The sequence below is a fragment of the Duganella callida genome (assembly GCF_004614165.1).
GTDB lineage: Bacteria > Pseudomonadota > Gammaproteobacteria > Burkholderiales > Burkholderiaceae_D > Rugamonas > Rugamonas callida.
Genome location: NZ_SPVG01000134.1, coordinates 1 through 20,389 on the forward strand (window position 1 = coordinate 1; position 20,389 = coordinate 20,389).

Sequence of the window (20,389 nt, forward strand, 5' to 3'; positions counted from 1 at the left end):
GACATAGACTTCATCCTTGCCGCTGGCCAGGCCCGTCATGGTGGCGGCGACGAAGCCATGCGCGGCAACGGCCACCAGCGCGAACTGTTCTCGCGTCCGCGCCTGCCGGGCCGGGTGCTGTGCGCGCTGCGCGCCGACGGCAGCAGCTTCCCGGCCATGGTGCACCTGACGCCGGTCGAACTGTCGGGCCGCGAGCTGGTCATCATGGCTTTGCGCGACATGACCCAGCGCCAGCGCGCCGAGGAAGCGCTGCAGGCCAGCTCGGCGCGCTACCGCCAGATCGTGCAGACCGCCGCCGAGGGCATCTGGATGACCAATGCCGACGACATCACCACCTTCGTCAACCCGGCGCTGGCGCGCATGCTGGACTACGATCCCGAGCAGATCGTCGGCCGCGCCATGAGCGACTTCATGGACGACACCGGCCGCGAGCTGCTCAAGCAGCACCTGCAACGCCACCTGTCGGGCGCGGCGGGCCAGGGCGACGTCTGCGTGCGCCGGCGCGACGGCAGCATCCTGTGGTGCATGCTGTCGACCACGGTGATGAACGCCGAATCCGGCCACTATGCCGGCATGCTGGCCATGCTGACCGACATCACCGCGCGCCGCCAGGCCGAGGGCGCGCTGCACGCCTCCAGCCAGCGCCTGGCGTCGATCTTCAACGCCGTCACCAACGGCCTGGTGATGGTGGACGAGCGGGGCCGCATCATCGAGCGCAACGCCGCCGCCGCGCGCATGCTGGCGCAGACGGCGGAGCTGCGCCAGGGCGGCCTGTGGGCCGGCGTGCGCGACGACGGCAGCTGTTTCGACCTGGCCAGCCATCCGGTGCAACTGGCGCTGGTGACCGGCATGCCGGTGCGCGACATCGTCATGGGCCTGCCGCAGCCGGAAGGGACGCCGCGCTGGCTGTCGGTCAACGCCGAGCCGATCGCCGACGCGGGCGGCGCGATCCATTTGGTGGTGGCCAGCCTGACCGACATCACCGACCGCAAGCGCGGCGCCGACGAACTGCGCGAGCTCAACGAGCACCTGGAGGAACGCGTGGCGATGCGCACCCGCGAGCTCGAACACGCGCGCCAGGTGGCCGAGGAAGCCAGCCAGACCAAGGGCCAGTTCCTGGCCAAGATGAGCCATGAAATCCGCACGCCGATGAACGGCGTGATCGGCATGGCCTACCTGGCGCTGAAAACCGAGCTCGATCCGCGCCAGCGCGACTACCTGGAAAAGATCCGCTTCGCCGGCGAGCACCTGCTGGGCATCATCGACGACATCCTCGACATCTCCAAGATCGAGGCCGGCAAGCTGGAAATCGAGGAAGTCGATTTCGCCTTCGACCATGTGATCCAGACCCTCAACACGGTGGTGGCGCCGAAGGCCGCCAGCCGCGAGCTGGAACTGGTGTACGACCTCGATCCGACCTTGCCCAAGGTGCTGCGCGGCGATCCGTTGCGGCTGGGCCAGGTGCTGATCAACTACACCAACAACGCCATCAAGTTCAGCGAGAAGGGCCGCATCGAGATCCGCGTGCGCCAGGTGGTGGGCGACGCCCACAGCTGCCTGCTGCGCTGCGAGGTCAGCGACAACGGCATCGGCCTGTCGGACGCCGAGATCGACAAGCTGTTCCAGTCGTTCCAGCAGGCCGACACCTCCATCACGCGCGAATACGGCGGCACCGGCCTCGGTCTGGCGATCTGCAAGCAGCTGGCGCAGCTGATGGGCGGCGAGGTCGGCGTACGCAGCCGCCCCGGCCAGGGCAGCACCTTCTGGTTCACCGCGCGCCTGGGCATCTCCAGCGCCAGCGTGCCGGACCTGATCGGCCGCGTCAAGGATGCGGCGGCCGAGCTGCTGGCCTCCTCGCGCAGCGCCGCCGTGATGTCGATGCTGAAGAACGCCCGCATCCTGCTGGTCGAGGACAACACCTTCAACCAGCAGATCGCGCTGGAGATGCTGGAGGAAGTCGGCTCCTCGGTGTGCCTGGCGGCCAACGGCATGGAAGCGCTGGAACTGCTGCGCCAGACCGCCTTCGACTGCGTGCTGATGGACGTGCAGATGCCGCTGATGGATGGCCTGGAAGCCACGCGCCGCATCCGCGCCGACCCGCGCCTGGCCGAGATGCGGGTACTGGCCATGACCGCCACCGCCACCAGCGAGGACCGGGTGCGCTGCATCGAGGCCGGCATGGACGATTTCATCTCCAAGCCGATCCAGCCGGCGCTGATGTACCAGACCATCGCCAACTGGCTGCCCGAGCGCGATGCCAGCGCGCCGCGCGAGCCGCTGCCGGCGCGTGCCACCGCTCCGGCCTTCAAGCCGACGCTGGGCGGCGACCCGGCGGTGATCGATTTGTCGATCCTGGCCAAGCTGCTGGGCTATCATCCGCATAAGGTGCGCAAGTTCGCCTTCAAGTTCCTGCAGAATACCCAGGACGGCCTGACCCAGATGGAGGCGGCGCTGGCGCGCGGCGACCTGCAGGCGTTGCGCGAGCTCGGCCACAAGCTGAAATCGCCTGCGCGCACCGTCGGCGCGCTCGGCCTGGCCGAGCTGCTGCAGCAGCTGGAGCAGACCGCGGCCGGCGACGACGGCAGCCGTCAGGCGCGCGCGCTGCTGCAGCAATTATGGCCGCTGCTGGAACGGATCACCGAACAAATCATGACCAACACTACTTTTGCCGACGACAACTGAGATGCGGATCCTGCTGCTGGATGACGATGCCTTCATGCTGGAACTGCTGGCCGACATGATCACGGAACTGGGGCCGCACACCGTGCTGCGCGAAACCGACGGCCGCCGCGCGCTGATCGAACTGCGCCTGCGCCCGCCCGAGCTGGTGATCTGCGACCTGTCGATGCCGGTCATGGACGGCATCGACTTCCTGCGGCTGGCGGCGGTGCAGCAATACCGCGGCTGCATGGTGCTGCTGTCGGGCATCGACAGCGCCGTGCTGCGCACCGCCAGCCGCCTGGCCGAAGCCCAGGGCCTGGTGATCCTGGACGCGCTGGCCAAGCCGCTCGGCGCGGAGACGCTGGCCGATCTGATAACGCGCGCGGCCGGGCGCTGCGCCGCGCCGGCGGCGGCCGGGCCGGGATCGCCGGCCAGCTGATTGCGCGGGTTGCGACAAACAAGCACACATTTTTAAAAAATGGGTTATTATTTCAGCCATCCCTGCCTGCCGACCTTGTTGCCATCCCCTCCGAGACATTGAATTCGTGCAAATGGCCACCATCTGCTGCCCATGGCAGCGTTTGCGGGGCGTCCCCAGGCGTTTTAATTCACTGACCTCGATAGAGGAAAATATGAGCGAAAATATCAAACACATTACCGATTCTTCCTTTGAAGCCGACGTGCTGAAGGCCGACCGCCCCGTGCTGGTCGACTTCTGGGCCGAATGGTGCGGCCCTTGCAAGAGCATCGCCCCGATCCTGGAAGAAGTCGCCAAGGAATACGAAGGCAAGATTCAGATCGCCAAGCTGGACGTCGATTCGAACCAGGCCGTGCCGGCCAAGTTCGGCATCCGCGGCATCCCGACCCTGATCCTGTTCAAGAACGGCGTGGCCGCCGCGCAGAAGGTCGGCGCCATGGCCAAGGGTCAGCTGACCTCCTTCATCGACAGCAATATCTGATAAGATAGGCTGTGCTGGACCAACGGCGCCGCGCCCGCGGCGTCGCTGTGTTGTAAAAACAAGTACAAGAGACACCCACGTAGTTCCCTCCCCTACCTTTACTTTCCCGTCGCGGGACACTCAATATGCATTTATCTGAACTAAAGGCCTTACACGTCTCGGCGTTGCTGGAGATGGCGATCGGCCTCGATATCGACAACGCGGCCCGCCTGCGCAAGCAGGAACTGATGTTCGCGATCCTGAAAAAACGCGCCAAGTCGGGCGAGCAGATCTTCGGCGACGGCGCCCTGGAAGTGCTGCCGGACGGCTTCGGCTTCCTGCGCTCGCCGGACGCCAGCTACATGGCCTCGACCGACGACATCTACATCTCGCCGTCGCAGATCCGCCGCTTCAACCTGCACACCGGCGATTCGATCGAGGGCGAAGTGCGCACCCCCAAGGATGGCGAGCGCTATTTCGCGCTGGTCAAGGTCGACAAGGTCAACGGCGAATCGCCGGAAGCCTCGAAACACCGCATATTGTTTGAAAACCTGACGCCGCTGCATCCGCAGGAGCCGCTGCGCCTGGAACGCGACATCAACGGCACCGAAAACATCACCGGCCGCATCATCGACCTGATCGCGCCGATCGGCAAGGGCCAGCGCGGCCTGCTGGTGGCCTCGCCGAAATCCGGCAAATCGGTCATGCTGCAGCATATCGCCCACGCCATCACCGCGAATCACCCCGACGTCACCCTGATCGTGCTGCTGATCGACGAACGTCCGGAAGAAGTGACCGAAATGCAGCGCTCGGTGCGCGGCGAAGTGGTCGCCTCGACCTTCGACGAACCGGCCACCCGCCACGTGCAGGTCGCCGAGATGGTGCTGGAAAAAGCCAAGCGCCTGGTGGAAATGAAGAAGGACGTGGTGATCCTGCTGGACTCGATCACCCGCCTGGCGCGCGCCTACAACACCGTGATCCCGGCCTCGGGCAAGGTGCTGACCGGTGGTGTCGACGCCAACGCGCTGCAGCGTCCGAAGCGCTTCTTCGGCGCCGCCCGTAACGTCGAGGAAGGCGGCTCGCTGACCATCGTCGCCACCGCGCTGATCGAAACCGGTTCGCGCATGGACGACGTGATCTACGAGGAATTCAAGGGTACCGGCAACATGGAGGTGCACCTGGAGCGCCGCCTGGCCGAAAAACGCGTCTACCCGTCGATCAACCTGAACAAGTCGGGCACCCGCCGCGAGGAACTGCTGATCAAGCCGGACCAGCTGCAGAAGATCTGGATCCTGCGCAAGCTGCTGTACTCGATGGACGAGATCGAGGCGATGGAGTTCATCCTCGACAAGATGCGCGCCACGAAGAACAACACCGAGTTCTTCGACATGATGAGGCGCGGTGGTTGATCGCTGATCGACCATGACAAACAGGCAACCACCGGTTGCCTGTTTGCGTATACGGGCGTATAATCGCCGATCGCATTATTTTTCAACCCTGGCAAGTGGGCGGCAATCGGGTCACGAAGTGGCATAGACCGACGAAGTGCTGTTTGGCTACCAAACCATACCGAGGCTACACATGAAAGCAGAAGGTCACCCAGAATACCGCGAAGTTGTTTTCCACGATCTGTCGTGCGATTTCAAATTCGTCACCCGTTCGACCATCCAGACCCGCGAAACCATCAACCACGAAGGTAAAGACTACCCACTGGTGAAGATCGAGGTGTCGGCTGAATCGCACCCGTTCTACACCGGCAAACACAAAATCGTCGACACCGCTGGCCGCGTTGAGAAATTCCGCCAGAAGTTCGGTTCGGTCGGTTCGAAGACCGCCGTCGCAGCCGGCTGATTTCCGCCGCTTCGCGCAAAAAAGCAGCCTCTGGCTGCTTTTTTTGTTTGGTTTCCTGCATACTCCCGTTTCAACTTACTTGCCCCTGAATCGATGAAGCCCGTTCGTCTTCCCGCAGCCGCTACCCTGGCCTTGCCGCGCTGGGCCCTGTTTGCCCTGGGCCTGCTGTACATCCTGCCCGGCCTGATCGGCCGCGAACCGTGGAAGAACGACGACGCCGCCAGCTTCGGCATCATGTGGACCATGGCCCACGGCAGCTGGCAGGACTGGCTGTGGCCCAACATCGCCGGCCTGTCCTGGCCCGACGAGGGCCCGCTGGCGTTCTGGCTGGGCGCGCTCGGCATCAAGCTGTTCGGCTGGCTGCTGGGCGAGGTGCTGGCCGCGCGCGTGGGCACCATCGGCGTGTTCGTGCTGGGCGTGCTGTCGCTGTGGTACGCCACCTTCAACCTCGGCCGCCGCCAGGATGCGCAGCCGCTGCGCCTGGCCTTCGGCGGCCAGCCCGAGCCCGACGATTTCGGCCGCACCCTGGCCGACGCGGCCGTGCTGATCTACCTCGGCTGCCTGGGCCTGCTGCTGCACAGCCACGAAACCACGCCGGAAGCGTTGCAGGTGTCGCTCACCGCCCTGCTGCTGTACCGCACCGTGCGCTATGTCGAGCTGCCGTCGCTGCGCAACGCCGCCCTCAGCGGCCTGGCGGTCGGCCTGCTGACCCTGACGCGCGGCTGGGTCACGCCGGTGTTTCTGATGCTGGGCCTGTTCGCCTGCACGCGCTTCCTGGCCCAGCCGGCGATCCGCGCCGTGCGCGACCTGGGCGCCATGCTGGCGGTCGGCGCCGCCATCGCCGCGCTGTGGCTGGTCCCGGCCCAGCTGCTGCAGCCGTATCACCAGCAGCCGCTGAACGCCTGGCTGGGCTGGAACTGGCTGCAGCTGGACTGGCCGAGCATGGTGTCGCTGAAATTCTTCTTCCGCGTCGGCGTCTGGTTCTTCTGGCCGGCCTGGCCGTTCGCCGGCTGGGCGGTGTGGGCCTGGCGCCGCCAGCGCGGCGTGCTGCACATCGTGGTGCCGCTGGCCTTCGTGGTGATCGGCGCCGCGCTGACGCTGTTCCATCCCTCGCCCGAGCAGGGCCAGCTGCTGGTGCTGCTGCCGCCGCTGGCCATCATGGCCGCGTTCGGCCTGCTGACCGTCAAGCGCGGCGCCATCAACGCCATCGACTGGTTCTCGGTGATGGCGCTGACCGTGTGCGCGGCGGTGATCTGGGTGTTCTGGATCGCCAAGCTGACCGGCTGGCCGGCGCAGGCGGCGCGCAATGCGCTCAAGCTGGTGCCCGGCTTCCGCCCGGAACTGGGCTGGATCGCCTTCTTCGTGGCGCTGGCCGCCACCCTGGGCTGGTTCGCGCTGGTGCACTGGCGCCTGGCGCGCCGCCCCACCGTGCTGTGGCGCGCGGTGGTGCTGTCGTCCGGCGGCCTGATCCTGATCTGGATTCTGGCCATGACCCTGTTCCTGCCCGACATGAACTACAGCAAGAGCTACGCCGGCGTCGCGCGCCAGATCGCCGACGCGCTGCCGCCGCACGCAACTTGCATCGAAAGCAATGTCGGCCCGGCCCAGCGCGCCTCGTTCGCGTTTTACGCCCAGCTGCCGTTCGAGGGCGTGGAAGGCGGCCATTGCGACCTGCTGCTGTTGCAAGACAGCATCAAAATGCGCGACGACCATGAAATCCTGCCGCAGTATCGCGGCAAGCAGTGGCAACTGCTGTGGGAGGGCCGTCGTCCGGCCGACCGCGAGGAACGCTTCCGCCTGTTCCGCCGCGCCAACTGAGTTGCCGGCGGTCACGCGTTACTGCTATGCTTTTCGGCAGAACACGGCCAGCCCATGCGACTTAATATCCTGATATCCCTGCTGTTGGCGGCCGCTGCGCGGGCGGCGGCCGCGCCCCTGCACCTCACCACCGAACACACGCCGCCCGCCAGCATGCGCGGCGCGGACGGGCTCGTCACTGGCCGCGTCACCGACAAGATCCGCGAACTGATGGCGCACAGCGGCACCGAGTATGCGATCGAGGTGCTGCCGTGGAAACGCGCGTTCATGATGGCGCAGACCCAGGACCAGACCTGCGTGTTCGCCACCTCGCGCACGCCGGAGCGCGAGCCCCAGTTCAAATGGGTGGGACCGATCGAGGAAACCGAATGGCAGTTCTGGGGGCGCCCCGACCACAGCTTCCCGCTGGCCACGCTGGACGATGCGCGCAAGCTGCGCATCGGCACCTACCTGGGCGACGCGCGCGACGAGTACCTGCGCAGCCACGGCTTCACCGTCGATGCCGCCAGCAACGACCTGGCCAATCCGCAAAAGCTGCTGCTGAACCGCATCGACCTGTGGGCGGTGGCGATCCGCAACGGCGCCAGCGCGCCCGGTCCCTACGACTGGACCGACAAGGTGGTGCCGCTGATGGTGTTCAACCGCGTCAAGCTGTACCTGGCCTGCAACCCGTCGGTGCCGGACGAGCTGATCGACAAGCTCAACGCCACCCTGCCCGAGCTGCGCCGCGACGGCACGCTCAGCAGGGTGGACCGCAAGTACGAGCGCGCCACCGGCAAGCCTTAGCGCGAGGCCACCACGGTGGTGTTCGGCGGCAGCTGGGCCACCATCGGCAGGCGCTCGTAGTTGTCGATGGTCAGCGCGTCGCCGTCGTCGCGGAACGCGAAGCGGGTGCCGGCCTGGGTCACGAATTCGCCGGCCGCGACCGGGAAGATCTCCACCTTTTTCTGGCCGTGCAGCTGGGCGTAGTAATGCGCCACGGTTTGCGTAAACTTCATTTTCTCGCCATTGCTCAGCGCGTAGGCATACCGGTACTCCTCGAATTCCTGCGGCTTGAACTTGTAGGCGCCGGCCATGGGCGCGCTGATCTTGACGCTGTCGTTATCGGGCGGCGCGGCGTGGGCAACGGCGGCGGCGGACAGGGCGGCGGCCAGCGCCAGGTTCAACAGGGTGGTTTTCATGGTTCATCTCCAATGCGGTTAAGGAAGGATCAGCGCCGCGCCATCACCATGGCGGCCGGCGTCAGCTGGTGGAAGTTATCGACGACGACGGTCTCGCCATCGTCACGGAATTCAAAGCGGGCTCCGCTGTCGGAGACGAATTCGGTGCGCGAGACCGGGTAGATCCGCACACGCTCGCCACTGTCGAGCTGGGTGTAGAAACGGTTCAGGCTCTCGGTGAACGAGAGGCGGTGGCCGTTGTCGAGCTCGTAGTGATTCTTGAAATCGTAGAAGTATTCGGGCGGCAGGTAATAGTGGTGACCGGACTTGATCTGCACGCTGCTCTGCTGGGCGTGCGCCAGCGACACCGACGTCAGGGCGAGCGCCGCCGCGATGCCGGACAGGATCGTTTTCATGGTGAGCTCCTAAGTTGTGGGTAGTGCCGGGAGCCACCGCTGCATCTGGTTTCAGCGGTAGACGAGAGCAGATTAACAAAGGGGCCGGCGAATATCCTGCGGATGCGACGAGCGGTAAATCGGCGCGTCTCAAATGCAGAAATCCGGGATAAACGGCAGGCAAGCTGGATGAAACGGCAAGCTGTGGCGCGCTGCACCTTTTTTACGCAGCGGCTGACACAAACGGCGCCAATGGCGTTATAGTGGAGCACTGAATGAGTTGCCGCATGGCACCGTTCGAATCTTCCGGCCGCCACGCTTAGCGCGCCGGTCACGGCGGCCCAGGCTGCTGCGCCCCATCCCCGCGCCCCAGCCCCGACACTTGCCGCTCCTCCCTGGTTGGATAGCGCACATGTTCACTTTGCACAAACTTCAATCCGCGTTGCGGAACACTTATGTCCGCGTGGCCCTGGTCGCGCTGATGGTCGCGGCCGCCGTGCTGTTCGGCTGGCGCGCCGAGCCGGCGCAGGATAGCGCGCCGGTGCTGCGCACCCAGGACATCGCCCAGATCACCGCGCTGCCGGCCAAGGCCGGGCAGCTCGAATACCTGCTGATCGCCGCGCCGCAATCGGAGGCGCCGCGCTACATCATCAAGCTGAAGAACGATCCGCGGCTGGTGGTGGTCAAGGTGCCGGTCAACACCCATGTCAACCTCGAACGTGAAGTTTTGCTGCGCAACAATATCCCGTATGCCATCGCGCGCGAGGATTACCTGGCCACGCACAAGGCGGTGATGCAGGATGACGACAGCAGCAAGCTGTCCAGCGTGCTCGGCTTCCTGTCGCGCCACGTGCTCGACATCGTGCTGATCGGTCTGGCCCTGTTCCTGCTGCGCCACGGCCTGCCCGGCGCCGGCCTGAACGCCAGCGTGCTGACCCCGGACCAGCTGAGCGGCAGCATGGACGACCTGATCGGCATGGAAGACATCAAGCAGGAAGTGCTGCACCTGGAAGACATGATACGCAACCGTGCCTTGTACAAAGAGCACGACATCGACAAGCCCTTCAACGTCATGCTGACCGGCCCGGCCGGCACCGGCAAGACCAAGCTGGCCGGCTACCTGGCCAAACGGCTCGACATTCCGCTGATCCAGGCGTCCGGCTCGGCGCTGGAATCGGGCTACATCGGCGGCGGCTCCAAGGCGCTGCACGCGCTGCACCGCAAGGCTTGCGCGCGCGGCAAGTGCATCATCTTCCTCGACGAAGCGCAAAGCCTGTTCATGCCGCGCGGCCGCGGCGAAAAGAAATGGGAAGACGACACCGCCAACACCCTGCTGGGCCTGCTCGACGGCGTGCGCAGCGACAAGGGCGCCGGCGTGATCTGGGTGGTCGCCTCCAACTTCGACGACGCCTCCACGCGCATGGATGAAGCCATGCTGCGCCGCTTCTCGGTCAAGATCAACTTCCGCCTGCCGAACAAGGGCGAGCGCCGCGAACTGCTGCATTCCTTCCTGGCGCGCAAGGCCGACGGCTGCGTCGACTGGCAAGACCTGAATCTCGACCACGTGGCCGAGATCACCGCCAACCTCAGCCCGGCGCTGCTGCAGACCGTGGTCGAACGCGCCAGCATGCTGTCGATCCAGGAAAAGCAGATCATCAACACCGACCTGATGTTCCGCGCCTTCGAGCGCGCCACCATCGGCCTGACCGACCGCGCCACCACGGCCGAGAAGACCCGCCAGCGCGAACGCGTCGCGCTGCACGAGCTGGGCCACTTCTTCATGCAGATCGACCCGTGGCTGCGCCAGGGCATGCCGCTGGCCGAAGTGAAGGAACGCTCGCCGATGCTAAAGATCAGCACCGAGTCGGTGTCCAAGCTGAACGCGCTGGGCTACGTGCTGTCGGCCTCGGACGACGTGGCGCTGCGCACGCTGGAAGAACTCGAGCGCGACGTGATCCAGCTGTATGGCGGCGTGGCGGCGGAAGAACTGTTCTACGGCGCGCGCGGCATCTCGGTGGGCAGCCAGAACGACATCGAAAAAGCCACCTCCATGCTGGACCTGATGGTCAACAAGCTGTCCATGTACTCGCGCTCGAAGATCGACCACAGCCAGTTCAAGGACAAGGAAGCCGACCTCGGCCAGGTGGAAGCCAAGGCGGACGAACTCTACACCTACACCCTGCAATCGATCGCCGACTATCGCGAACAGATCGCCGAGCTGAAGGACGTGCTGATGGAACAATACGTGCTGTCCAAGGACGCCATCTTCGCGCTGCTGGAAAAGCAGACCTTCACCGTGCAGGTTCAGGCATGACGATGCTGCCCCGGCGCCACCCCGAACAGGCGGCGGTACTCGCGGCTGAACTGCGATGGACTGCCGTAGCCCACCGCGAAGCCGACGGCCGCCACATCCTGCGACGAACTCAGCAGCAGAGCGCGCGCCTGCTGCAGACGTATCTGCTTCTGAAACTGAATCGGACTCAGCGCCGTGATGCGGCGGAAGTGGCGGTGAAATGACGTCGCGCTCATGCCCACCCGGTCCGCCAGCGCCCCGATGTGGAAGGTCTCGGCATGGTGCTCGCGGATCCAGCGGATCGCGCGGCTGATCTGCGCCATGCTGCTGTCGGCCAGTCCCAGCTGGCTGACCATGGCGCCCTGCGGACCGTTGATCAGGCGCCAGTAGATTTCGCGCTCGATGGCCGGCGCCAGTACCGGCAGATCGTGCGGCCGCTCCAGCAGGCGCAGCAGCCGCAGCACCGCTTCCAGTAACTCCGCCGGCGCATCGCTGACGGCCAGGCCGGGCGCGTCCACGGGGTGTGCCGCGCGCGGCGCGCCCGTCTCCAGCAGCAGCGCCGTGATCACTTCCGGCTTCAGCGCCAGGCTGACGCCCAGGAACGGCGCGGCCGACACGTGGCCGCTGACCGGCAGATCGACCGCCGCGATCAGATACTGTCCCGCCCCATAATCGACGCTCTGCCCGCCCAGCAGCAGCCGCTTGGCGCCGCGCGCCACCAGCGAGAACACCGGCTCCGTCACATACGCGGCCAGCGGCGTCGCCTGCGACGCCGACGCCACCACCAGCCCCGGCAGCGGACGCGCGATGCGCTCCGGTCCGGCGTGACGGGCGATCAAGGTTTGCAGTTCTGTCAGGTCCATGATTGGTCGGATTATGCATGAATCTGGCGGTATCGGCATACCTCGTCCGGACGGTGCCGGTGTCCAATAGCGGTATCGACATTCCGTTCAAGGAGCATGCCATGCAAGCCATCACCTTTCCCAGCAACGGCCTGACACTCGCCGGCCACCTCTACCTGCCGGCCGGCGACGGCCCGCATCCGGCCATCGTGGTCGGTCATCCGGGCAGCGCGGTCAAGGAACAAAGCGCCGGACTGTACGCGCAGCGTCTGGCGGCGCAGGGCTTCATCACGCTCGCCTACGACGCCGCCTACCAGGGCGAGAGCGCTGGCCAGCCGCGCGGCCTGGAAGACCCGGCCCAGCGCGTGGAAGACATCAAGGCGGCGGTCTCGTACCTGAGCGCGCGGGCGGACGTGAATGCGCAGCGCATCGGCGTGCTGGGCATCTGCGCGTCCGGCGGCTACGTGCTGGCGGCGGCGGCCGGCGACCCGCGCATCGCCGCGGTGGCGACCGTGGCCGCCGTCGATGTCGGCCGCAACATCGCGCACGGCGCCAACGGTAAACAGGACCCGGCGGTGCTGCCATCGCTGCTGGCCGCTTCGGCGGCCGCGCGCAGCGCCGAGGCACGCGGCGAGGGAGTGGGTTACTTCCCCATCTTCCCGGCCGACGAAGCACAGGCCCGCGCTGGCGACCTGCATCTGTACGAAGGATGGGAATATTACTGCACGCCGCGCGGCGAACATCCGCGCGCGCGCAAGACGCTGACCTGGAGCAGCGTGGACCGCATCGCCGGCTTCGACGCGTTCCGCTTCATCGACCGCATCGCCCCGCGTCCGCTGCTGATGATCACCGCCAGCGAAGCCGTCACCGCGTGGATGACCGAAGAAGCCATCGAACGCGCGCGACAGCCGAAAGAACTGTTCCGCATCGATGGCGCCACCCACGTCGAACTCTATGACAAGGAACCGCACGTCAGCACCGCCGTGGCCCGGCTGGCGGAGTTCTACGCGCAGAATCTCAGCCGCGAAACAGAATGAGCACGTACAGGCCGCCAATCAGTATCAGCTGGATGCGTCAACCGCCGCTCAACAGAAGCGAGTCGCTCATGCAACTGGGCGACACTTTCCTCCAGTTTATCAACACGGGCACCTCTCACACCTTCATCGGCAGGATCACCATCTGCAAACCCTCGAGGTGCAAACGGCGTTGTGCGGCCAGCGCCGCCTGGTTGTGCAGCAGCCGCGTGAACCAGTTATCCGATGCGAAGATCAGCTTGCTCGTGAAGAAAATCGAATGCGGAAACTCGCGATTGATCTCCTCGCACAAGCGCGTCACCTCCTCCACCGCATCGGTGCCGAAACCCAGATACGACGATGCCGCCATGCCGTGGCTGTGGCAGAAATCGACAAAGAACTCCAGCGTCTCCGCCGCCTCCGCGCGCATCTGCTCCATTGCGCCCTCGCCGCCATAAGCGTGCGAATCCACCGTGCGTGCATTCACGAACAGGAAGTTCTTGAAGTGACCGGGGAACATGCGCTGCACCCACAACAAGGCGTGCAGCCCGCCGCCGCGCGAATTCCCGACGATGAACACCGCCGTCTGTTCCTCCGGGTCCGGCTCCACCGGTTCCGTATTCGCGCCAAACGGCTGCGACGCGAACACCTCGTCCACCGAATGAATCGCCTGCTTGGTCTGACGGTAGTGATTGCGGATGTAAATGCACAGCGCCGCGATGGCGACGATGATCACCGCCGTCGCCCAGCCGCCATCGGCAAAGCGCTCCACCAGCAGCACCGCCAGAATACCGGCACAAATCACAAAGCCCAGCGCCGACAGCAGCCAGCGCCGCTTCCAGCGCGTACCCTTGCCGCGATTGCGCGACCAGTACAGCACCAGTCCGAACAGCGAAATTGCAAACGTCAGGAACACGGAAATCGAATACAGCACCACCAGCAGGGTCACGCTGCCGCCGGTCCACCACAGGATGGCCAGCGCCGCGACACCCATCACCAGAATACCGTTCTGCGTCACCAGCCGCGTCGACAGATAGCGGAACTTGTGCGGCACCCACGAATCCGCCGCCATGTTCGACAGCACCGACGGACCGCCGAGAAAACCGGTATTCGCCGCCACGAACAACAGCCCCGCTTCGAAGGCCAGCACCACCACCAGCAAAGCCTGATTCGTCACCTCTCCGCCCAGCCCCATGCTGGCGATGATGGTCTTGAAGGTCGAGGCATTGAGCGTCTCGCCGGCCACCGGCTGCGCATCCCACAGCAGATACAGCAGAATGATGCCGCCCGCCGTGAAGGCCAGCGACAAGGCCATGTACAGCATGGTCACCTTGCCGGTGCGCACACGCGGCTCGGCCAGCAGATTGACGTTGTTCGACACCGCCTCCAGGCCGGTGTACGTGCCGCCGCCCTGCGAATACGCCAGCAGCAGCATGCCCGCCACGCCGGCCCAGCCGATATGGCTGGCGAGGTTGGAGGTCTCCGCCATCGTGTTAGGGATCAGTTCTGGCAAATGCGAGGCGTGGGCGAAAATGCCGTAAACGATTAATACCAAATGCGTGGCCACGAAGCCGAGGAAGATCGGCAGCAGGATCTGAATCGCCTCCTTCAGCCCTCGCAGATTCATCACGATCAGCAGCGCGATGAAGAACATCTCGGCCCACAGCTTGTACGGCTGGAAGCCCAGCGGCAAAAAGGACGCCAGCGCATCGACGCCGGAGGCGATGGAAATCGCAATCGTCAGCACATAATCGAGTATCAGAGCGCAGCCCGAAATCAGCCCCATATACGGCCCCACCAGCTTGGTCGCCACGCGATAACCGCCGCCGCCGGTGGGGAACAATTCGATCACCTGATTGTAGGCCAGCGCGATGATGAACACCGTCACCGCAGTAGCGATGGCCATGTACAGGCCCAGATGGGTATGGCCGCCCAGTGCGCGGAAGGTTTCTTCGGGTCCGTAGGCGGAGGAAGACAGGCCGTCGGCGCCCAAGCCGACCCAGGCCAGAAAGGCCACCAGCGCCATCGAATGGCGGGTCTCGCTCTTCATCGGATCGAGCGGCTTGCCCAGGATAATTTCGCGGATCTTATTGTTTTTCACGTGTCTCGGCGCCGGCGGGACCGGCTTAGTCTGGCGATAAACCAAATCATACCCGCTACCCGCCGCCAGAAAAACTTGTTAATTTGCAAAAGTAGTTGGGAACACGCTTGCGGCAGGGGTGTAAATGGGTGATAATGCGGGTCGCATTGCTACACCTGCCTCGGTGGTGGAATTGGTAGACGCAGCGGACTCAAAATCCGCCGCCGCAAGGCGTGCCGGTTCGATTCCGGCCCGGGGCACCAACAGGTTGTATTAAGCAGTCTAAACGAATCCAAGAAACCCGCTCCCTCATAGGGCAGCGGGTTTTTTCTTGTCCAGAGTTTCGCGACCCTCATGTCTCGCAAGTAGCGGCGTTCTCGCAAAAGCAGGCTACTCGCATAAGATGCCGATTTCGTTTTCCCCTGCATGCCGCCCTTTTTTATACTTGAACGTGCAGACTTTGACGTCATCCGCGATCCGCTTTGCCAACGTAATCTGGTCCGACTCGCCATAGGTGCATGCGAGCCATTTCCCTTCAGAAAATTTTCCGTCGAGTTGATAGATATAGGTCAAATTGGGTTTCTTCCCCGTTTCCTTGTAGTCAGCCAGTTCGCCGAGGTGCTCAGGAGGACCGTTCATGGGTGCAGCCCCATGCAGGTACAACGGCGAACCCACAAAGGAAGTCCAGCCTTTCGGCGTCTCTATAAGCTTCACCGAGTTTTCTGGGATGGAGGCAGGGCACTCAAGAAGAGGTGCAGCAGTGCTGCACGTCGTGTACAGGACCAACACGGCGGCCGCTGACCAATTCACACGTAGCGGCGGCGTTGACAAGCCAAGCGTAAGCGTATGTTTCATTTTTCGTCCTTATTCGATGACAAAGAACGCATCCGCATTATCGCTGGCGTGAATGTAATTGCCCCTTTTGTCCTTACCCTGCGCTTTAATAAAACGCACGGAAATTTCGGTCTTCTTTTCCGACTTCCATTGGTCCGCAATGTAAATGCCGTCTATACCCTGCTTTACATAAAGCGCGGCATGGTTGCCATGACGATGGCTCGGATAACGTCCATTTACGAAGGTGGCAATGGCTGTGCCCGGCTTCAGCATAGTGTTGCCCAACACAGCATCCCCTTGTCGCCAATGAGGCGTTGTCGGCGCGCCAGCATATTGTTGGACGAGTGCTACGCATTGGCGACTACCGACCACCGGCTGGCCTTTCAGTTCTGAGGCTTTGGGATAAACGTAAGACATCTAGGTCTCCTTGACGGCTTCGAAATCGACCTAGCATACGTTTTGGAGGGCTATCGGCTTTTGAACAGAAGCAAACTTTGGCTTGACATGAGTCAAGCACTGCTGAGATTAGTTCTATTGCTTGAAATCTTGCTCTCGCGGGCTCACGGCGTGGATATAGTCTGGCGCGACGCCGCTTGGCGCTCTGCTGCGCCGCGCCTTGGGATAAGCAAGCACGCGGGCGATGGAAGCGCGCGGCACGTCGTACGCCTGCATATACGCCCAGCCGATGGCGCTGCCCTGCGCGTCCCCCAGCCGGATGCCGTGTTCGACGACGGCACTCAGCATCGCATTCGTTCGCAGATCTTGTTCCATGCTCATCCTCCCTCATTATGCTGTGCAAGTTAGCACAAAGCCGATTCGCATGTAGCGTAATGTTGCAATCACAAAGCTGAGCACCTTACCGCAGCCTGCCGTCGCATAATTGGCGCTCGACAACAAGTCACCGAGACGGAGCGTCCATGTTCATTCCCCGCATTTCCCGCCGCTTGGCGGTGCTGGCCGCGATCGGCATCGCCGGCCAGGTATTTGCCGCTGACGAGATCCCGCCATCCACCTGGGTGGACAAGGACACCGGCCACCGCGTCTGGCGCCTGACGCCCGAGCCTGATTCTGGTTCGCTCTACTTCAACTACACGGCCATCACGCCCGACGGCAAGTGGATGGTGTACAACGCGCCCGATGGCATCCATGGCCTGGACCTGACCACCCGCAAGACGAAGCTGGTGGTGCCCAACCACGGCAACCGCATGGCGGCGCGCACCATCGCGGTGGGCCGCAAATCGAATGTGGTGTTTTACCTGAGCGACGATCCGGCGACCAAAATCACCTCGATCAACCGCGCCAACTTCGACACCGGCGTGAGCGAAAAGCTCGTCGATCTGCCGGCCGGCCACCGGGTCGACAGCATCAACGCCGACGATACGCTGGCCGCCGGCACCTACGAGATCAAGCCGTCCGCCAAAGCCGGCCAGGGCGCGCCGGGCGGTCCGCTGATCCAGCCGCGCAACAAGGGCGAGATGATGGAGCAGCGCCTGGCCGCGCGCATCCCGCTGGTGCTGTTCACGATCAATCTGCAAACCGGCAAGGAAACCCAGTTGCTGCAGTCGACAGACTGGATCAATCACCTGCTGTTCTCGCCCTCCGATCCGACGCTGCTGATGTATTGTCACGAAGGCCCATGGCAGAAGGTGGACCGCATCTGGACCATCCGCACCGACGGCTCGGACAATACGCTGATCCACCGCCGCACCATGGCGATGGAAATCGCCGGCCACGAGTTCTGGGGTCAGGACGGCAAGACGGTCTGGTACGACTGGCAGTATCCGAAGGGCGCGACGTTCTACGTGGCCGGCTACAACCTCGAAACCAGGCAGCGCACCGCCTATCAGACCGAGCGCAATGACTGGTCGATCCACTTCAACGTGTCGGCCGACGGCAAACTGTTTGCCGGCGATGGTGGCGATTCGGGACAGGTCGCGCGCGCGCCGGATGGTCAGTGGGTGGTGCTGCTCAAGCCGCAGTCGGTGCTGGGCCAGGGCGCGATCAACGACAAGGACTTCTGGCAGCCGGGCGTGTTCAAGCCGGAGCGGCTGGTGAACATGGCGCATCACGATTATCGCCTGGAGCCGAATGTGCGCTTCACGCCGGATCAGAAGCTGGTAGTGTTCCGCTCGAATATGTTCGGCCCCACCTATGTGCTGGGCGTCGAGGTGGACAAGGCGCCCGCCGGTGCGACCGATGTGATGTCAACGCCGGAACTGGCCGCCCGCTTCAAGCCGCAGAAGCCGACACCAACGCATTGAGCATCGGTGGCTGGCGGGATGGGGCATGACGGCAGTGGTATATTGTCGCCGTTCTTCATCCTGCCCTAGTCATACCGATGATCACCCTTCCCCTGCCCGGCCTGCACGCGCGCGATGTGCGCCGCATTGGCGACCATGCCGCCGCCGCCGAGGCCCGCCGTTTTCTCCATCCGGTCCAGCAAGCGCTGCTGCATCGCCGTGGGTGGCTGAAGATGCTGGCGCCGCGTTCGTGCGGCGGTGCCGAACTGCCCTTGCCGGATGTGGTGCGGCTGGAAGAAGCGGTAGCATCCATCGATGGCAGCATGGGCTGGGTGCTGACGCTGTGCGCGGGCGCCGGCTGGTTTGCCGGTTTCCTGCCGCCGCCGATCGCGGCCGATATCATGCACACCCGGCGCGTCTGCGTAGCCGGCAGCGGCGCCCCTACCGGTTACGCCGAGCAGGAAGGCGATGGCTACCGCATCAGCGGCAGCTGGGACTACGCCAGCGGTGCTCCCATGGGCACGCACTTTACGCTGAATGCGGTGTTGCGCAAGGACGGGCAGCCGATGCTGGATGCATCAGGCCAGCCTTCGATCCGCGCCTTCATCGTGCCGGTGCGGCATGTGTCGATCACCCCGTCGTGGTCCACCATCGGCATGCGCGCCACTGCGACGCATCGTTATGCCATCGATGGCGCCTGGGTGCCGAAGGAGCATGGTTTCACCATTGCGCCGGAAGCGGCGACGGCGGACGGGCCGCTGTACCGCTTCCCCTTCATGTCGCTGGCTTACGTCACGCTGGCCGCCAACATCGCCGGGATGGCCGCACATTTTCTGCGTCTCGCATCGGATCTTGTGGGAAGACGCCAGGACAACGCGTCCGCGATGCTGTCCGATAAAATGCATCAGTTGGCGCAGAAACGAGAGCACTTCTATCAAGCCCTGGACCGGTGCTGGAAACTGGTCGAGCAAGGTAGGACGCTGGCAAGCCAGGACATGGATGCGATACGCGCCACCTCTCTTGCCCTGGTCGCGATCTCGCGCTGTGCGGTTGATGAGCTGTATCCCTACTGCGGCCTATATGCCGCCCGTGAAGACACCGACATCAACCGCGTCTGGCGCGACTTCCATACGGCGATCCAGCATAAATTGTTCACAGCCTGAATCTTCCCGTTCGCGCGTGGTCGAACGTTGAAGATCACCCGGCGGGAGATCGCCATGGCCATCAAATTCGCTGCAAACGTCATTCATTGCAGCGCTGTTGCTGAAGCTGATGCTTTAGTTCGCCGGATGGCTGGGATTCCACAGCTTCACTTTGGACTTCTTCTCGTAGCCCTTGCCCTTGGGGTAGCCCACCAGTTCCAGTTCCGAGCCCCATGGCGACAGGAAGTGCACCCAGGTTTCGCCTTCGGTATCGCCGCTGGTCATGGTCATCGGCTCGCCAATAATGGTGATGCCTTTCGATTTCAGATACGCCACGCCGGCTTTCACATCATCAGTGTAAAACGCGATGTGCGACGCGCCGATGTCTTCCGCCTTCGGCATCACCGTGCTGCCGTTCGACTTCTTGTACTCGAACAGTTCGATGTTGGAGCCGTGACCGCAACGCAGCATGGTCAGCGACAGACTCTCGGCGCGCGGCGCCATGTTGAACGGGCCGATATGGGTGACCGGTTCGCAGCCGAAGGTGGACGAGAAGAAGTCGATAGCCTGCTGCATGTCCGGCACATTGACGCCGACGTGGTCGACGCCCGCGGACTTGATGCCTGCTCCCTGGGCTGCGCCGCCCAGGCTCAATACGATCGCGGTGAATACCGCAGCGATGGTTTTCATGTTGGTTTCCTTTACTTTTTATCGATGAATACGCGCAGGCTCGAAAGCTTGCCGTCCTTGATGGTGAAGATGTCTTCACCATGCACCTGGCCCGGATTGTCCTTCGGCCCGTAGCTCCAGGTGACGCGGCCGATGCCGTGGTTCCAGGCCACAGGATCGGGCCGGAACGCGAAGCCCGGGTGGTCGGCCTGAACCCGTGCGATCAGGTGCGCCAGGCTGGCATAGCCGACCGCCATGTCGCCGTAATCGGCCACCATCACATCGGCGGTGTACACCTGAGCGAATTTGCTGTCCCAATGCTCCGGATTGCGGTCGCCCCAGAGTTCGAAGTGACGGTTGATCAGTTGCTGCGCAACCGCCACCTCGTCGCTCTGTTGTGCATGGGCCAGGGATGCCGCCAGCATGGCCCCGATTGCGATCAGTTTTTTCATG

20 protein-coding genes and 1 tRNA gene are annotated in these 20,389 nt (G+C 63.8%); 12 read left to right on the plus strand and 9 right to left on the minus strand.

What is annotated here, in order from left to right; all coding sequences use genetic code 11:
* The 7 genes from E4L98_RS13130 to E4L98_RS13160 form a co-directional block, all read left to right on the plus strand.
* Window positions 1–2,682, plus strand: a 2,682-nt coding sequence (locus tag E4L98_RS13130; protein WP_135202004.1) for a PAS domain S-box protein, incomplete at its 5' end; no start/stop codon positions are given.
* Between the two features lies 1 nt (window position 2,683).
* Window positions 2,684–3,100, plus strand: a complete 417-nt coding sequence (locus tag E4L98_RS13135; RefSeq protein WP_135202005.1) for a response regulator — start codon at window positions 2,684–2,686, stop codon at window positions 3,098–3,100.
* Between the two features lie 193 nt (window positions 3,101–3,293).
* Window positions 3,294–3,620, plus strand: coding sequence for a thioredoxin TrxA (trxA, locus tag E4L98_RS13140; protein WP_135202006.1), 327 nt, complete (start codon window positions 3,294–3,296; stop codon window positions 3,618–3,620).
* 125 nt (window positions 3,621–3,745) lie between these two features.
* The gene (rho, locus tag E4L98_RS13145) at window positions 3,746–5,008 is read left to right on the plus strand and encodes a transcription termination factor Rho (RefSeq protein WP_135202007.1); all 1,263 of its coding nucleotides are present in this window, start codon (window positions 3,746–3,748) and stop codon (window positions 5,006–5,008) included.
* 172 nt (window positions 5,009–5,180) lie between these two features.
* A complete protein-coding gene (locus tag E4L98_RS13150; protein ID WP_135202008.1) occupies window positions 5,181–5,450 on the plus strand; it encodes a type B 50S ribosomal protein L31 in 270 nt (89 codons plus the stop codon).
* 93 nt (window positions 5,451–5,543) lie between these two features.
* Window positions 5,544–7,268 carry an ArnT family glycosyltransferase gene (locus E4L98_RS13155; RefSeq protein WP_135202009.1) on the plus strand — a complete coding sequence of 575 codons (1,725 nt, stop codon included), beginning with the start codon at window positions 5,544–5,546 and terminating at the stop codon, window positions 7,266–7,268.
* A 54-nt stretch (window positions 7,269–7,322) separates the two neighbouring features.
* Window positions 7,323–8,054, plus strand: coding sequence for a substrate-binding periplasmic protein (locus tag E4L98_RS13160; protein ID WP_135202010.1), 732 nt, complete (start codon window positions 7,323–7,325; stop codon window positions 8,052–8,054).
* Here the strand turns inward: E4L98_RS13160 and E4L98_RS13165 are convergent.
* Window positions 8,051–8,449, minus strand: a complete 399-nt coding sequence (locus E4L98_RS13165) for a gel scht (RefSeq protein ID WP_135202011.1) — start codon at window positions 8,447–8,449, stop codon at window positions 8,051–8,053. The two genes, E4L98_RS13160 and E4L98_RS13165, sit on opposite strands and share 4 nt — an antisense overlap.
* Before the next feature lie 29 nt (window positions 8,450–8,478).
* Complete coding sequence (locus E4L98_RS13170) at window positions 8,479–8,844, minus strand: gel scht (RefSeq protein WP_135202012.1); 366 nt, start codon at window positions 8,842–8,844, stop codon at window positions 8,479–8,481.
* A gap of 391 nt (window positions 8,845–9,235) precedes the next feature.
* On the opposite strand from E4L98_RS13170, the gene E4L98_RS13175 reads away from it, so the two are divergent.
* On the plus strand, window positions 9,236–11,137 hold the full coding sequence (locus tag E4L98_RS13175; protein WP_135202013.1) for an AAA family ATPase: 1,902 nt from the start codon (window positions 9,236–9,238) through the stop codon (window positions 11,135–11,137).
* Here E4L98_RS13175 and E4L98_RS13180 read toward each other — a convergent pair.
* Window positions 11,128–11,979 (minus strand): AraC family transcriptional regulator, encoded by an 852-nt coding sequence (locus E4L98_RS13180; RefSeq protein WP_135202014.1) that lies wholly within the window; start codon window positions 11,977–11,979, stop codon window positions 11,128–11,130. The two genes, E4L98_RS13175 and E4L98_RS13180, sit on opposite strands and share 10 nt — an antisense overlap.
* 17 nt (window positions 11,980–11,996) lie before the next feature.
* Here E4L98_RS13180 and E4L98_RS13185 point away from each other — a divergent pair, with 17 nt between their 5' ends.
* Entirely contained in the window at window positions 11,997–12,995 is a 999-nt protein-coding gene (locus E4L98_RS13185) for an alpha/beta hydrolase (RefSeq protein WP_229257383.1), read from the plus strand.
* 115 nt (window positions 12,996–13,110) lie between these two features.
* On the opposite strand, the gene E4L98_RS13190 is transcribed toward E4L98_RS13185, so the two are convergent.
* Window positions 13,111–15,072, minus strand: a complete 1,962-nt coding sequence (locus E4L98_RS13190) for an amino acid permease (RefSeq protein WP_135202015.1) — start codon at window positions 15,070–15,072, stop codon at window positions 13,111–13,113.
* 157 nt (window positions 15,073–15,229) lie between these two features.
* Between E4L98_RS13190 and E4L98_RS13195 the strand changes: the two genes are divergently transcribed.
* A tRNA-Leu gene (locus tag E4L98_RS13195) sits at window positions 15,230–15,314 on the plus strand.
* 127 nt (window positions 15,315–15,441) lie between these two features.
* Here the strand turns inward: E4L98_RS13195 and E4L98_RS13200 are convergent.
* The 3 genes from E4L98_RS13200 to E4L98_RS13210 form a co-directional block, all read right to left on the minus strand.
* Window positions 15,442–15,906, minus strand: a complete 465-nt coding sequence (locus E4L98_RS13200; protein WP_135202016.1) for an STY0301 family protein — start codon at window positions 15,904–15,906, stop codon at window positions 15,442–15,444.
* A gap of 9 nt (window positions 15,907–15,915) precedes the next feature.
* Window positions 15,916–16,302 (minus strand): BPSL0067 family protein, encoded by a 387-nt coding sequence (locus tag E4L98_RS13205; protein ID WP_135202017.1) that lies wholly within the window; start codon window positions 16,300–16,302, stop codon window positions 15,916–15,918.
* Window positions 16,303–16,416: 114 nt separating this feature from the next.
* On the minus strand, window positions 16,417–16,656 hold the full coding sequence (locus tag E4L98_RS13210) for a hypothetical protein (RefSeq protein WP_135202018.1): 240 nt from the start codon (window positions 16,654–16,656) through the stop codon (window positions 16,417–16,419).
* 146 nt (window positions 16,657–16,802) lie between these two features.
* Between E4L98_RS13210 and E4L98_RS13215 the strand changes: the two genes are divergently transcribed.
* Both E4L98_RS13215 and E4L98_RS13220 read left to right on the plus strand, forming a co-directional pair.
* Window positions 16,803–18,146, plus strand: coding sequence for an oligogalacturonate lyase family protein (locus E4L98_RS13215; RefSeq protein ID WP_135202019.1), 1,344 nt, complete (start codon window positions 16,803–16,805; stop codon window positions 18,144–18,146).
* A gap of 77 nt (window positions 18,147–18,223) precedes the next feature.
* A complete protein-coding gene (locus E4L98_RS13220; protein WP_135202020.1) occupies window positions 18,224–19,288 on the plus strand; it encodes an acyl-CoA dehydrogenase family protein in 1,065 nt (354 codons plus the stop codon).
* Window positions 19,289–19,402: 114 nt separating this feature from the next.
* Here E4L98_RS13220 and E4L98_RS13225 read toward each other — a convergent pair whose 3' ends face one another.
* Window positions 19,403–19,957, minus strand: coding sequence for a VOC family protein (locus tag E4L98_RS13225; protein WP_135202021.1), 555 nt, complete (start codon window positions 19,955–19,957; stop codon window positions 19,403–19,405).
* Window positions 19,958–19,968: 11 nt separating this feature from the next.
* Window positions 19,969–20,388 carry a nuclear transport factor 2 family protein gene (locus tag E4L98_RS13230; RefSeq protein ID WP_135202022.1) on the minus strand — a complete coding sequence of 140 codons (420 nt, stop codon included), beginning with the start codon at window positions 20,386–20,388 and terminating at the stop codon, window positions 19,969–19,971.
* Window position 20,389 lies beyond the last annotated feature (1 nt).

What these genes read in the sequence shown, in the direction of transcription:
- E4L98_RS13185 (WP_229257383.1), top strand. Translation starts at nt 11,997, where the DNA reads ATGAATCTGGCGGTATCGGCATACCTCGTCCGGACGGTGCCGGTGTCC.
- E4L98_RS13135 (WP_135202005.1), top strand. Translation starts at nt 2,684, where the DNA reads ATGCGGATCCTGCTGCTGGATGACGATGCCTTCATGCTGGAACTGCTG.
- E4L98_RS13225 (WP_135202021.1), bottom strand. Translation starts at nt 19,957, where the DNA reads ATGAAAACCATCGCTGCGGTATTCACCGCGATCGTATTGAGCCTGGGC.
- E4L98_RS13170 (WP_135202012.1), bottom strand. Translation starts at nt 8,844, where the DNA reads ATGAAAACGATCCTGTCCGGCATCGCGGCGGCGCTCGCCCTGACGTCG.
- E4L98_RS13200 (WP_135202016.1), bottom strand. Translation starts at nt 15,906, where the DNA reads ATGAAACATACGCTTACGCTTGGCTTGTCAACGCCGCCGCTACGTGTG.
- E4L98_RS13165 (WP_135202011.1), bottom strand. Translation starts at nt 8,449, where the DNA reads ATGAAAACCACCCTGTTGAACCTGGCGCTGGCCGCCGCCCTGTCCGCC.
- trxA (WP_135202006.1), top strand. Translation starts at nt 3,294, where the DNA reads ATGAGCGAAAATATCAAACACATTACCGATTCTTCCTTTGAAGCCGAC.
- E4L98_RS13220 (WP_135202020.1), top strand. Translation starts at nt 18,224, where the DNA reads ATGATCACCCTTCCCCTGCCCGGCCTGCACGCGCGCGATGTGCGCCGC.
- rho (WP_135202007.1), top strand. Translation starts at nt 3,746, where the DNA reads ATGCATTTATCTGAACTAAAGGCCTTACACGTCTCGGCGTTGCTGGAG.
- E4L98_RS13160 (WP_135202010.1), top strand. Translation starts at nt 7,323, where the DNA reads ATGCGACTTAATATCCTGATATCCCTGCTGTTGGCGGCCGCTGCGCGG.
- E4L98_RS13175 (WP_135202013.1), top strand. Translation starts at nt 9,236, where the DNA reads ATGTTCACTTTGCACAAACTTCAATCCGCGTTGCGGAACACTTATGTC.
- E4L98_RS13205 (WP_135202017.1), bottom strand. Translation starts at nt 16,302, where the DNA reads ATGTCTTACGTTTATCCCAAAGCCTCAGAACTGAAAGGCCAGCCGGTG.
- E4L98_RS13150 (WP_135202008.1), top strand. Translation starts at nt 5,181, where the DNA reads ATGAAAGCAGAAGGTCACCCAGAATACCGCGAAGTTGTTTTCCACGAT.
- E4L98_RS13155 (WP_135202009.1), top strand. Translation starts at nt 5,544, where the DNA reads ATGAAGCCCGTTCGTCTTCCCGCAGCCGCTACCCTGGCCTTGCCGCGC.
- E4L98_RS13180 (WP_135202014.1), bottom strand. Translation starts at nt 11,979, where the DNA reads ATGGACCTGACAGAACTGCAAACCTTGATCGCCCGTCACGCCGGACCG.
- E4L98_RS13210 (WP_135202018.1), bottom strand. Translation starts at nt 16,656, where the DNA reads ATGGAACAAGATCTGCGAACGAATGCGATGCTGAGTGCCGTCGTCGAA.
- E4L98_RS13230 (WP_135202022.1), bottom strand. Translation starts at nt 20,388, where the DNA reads ATGAAAAAACTGATCGCAATCGGGGCCATGCTGGCGGCATCCCTGGCC.
- E4L98_RS13215 (WP_135202019.1), top strand. Translation starts at nt 16,803, where the DNA reads ATGTTCATTCCCCGCATTTCCCGCCGCTTGGCGGTGCTGGCCGCGATC.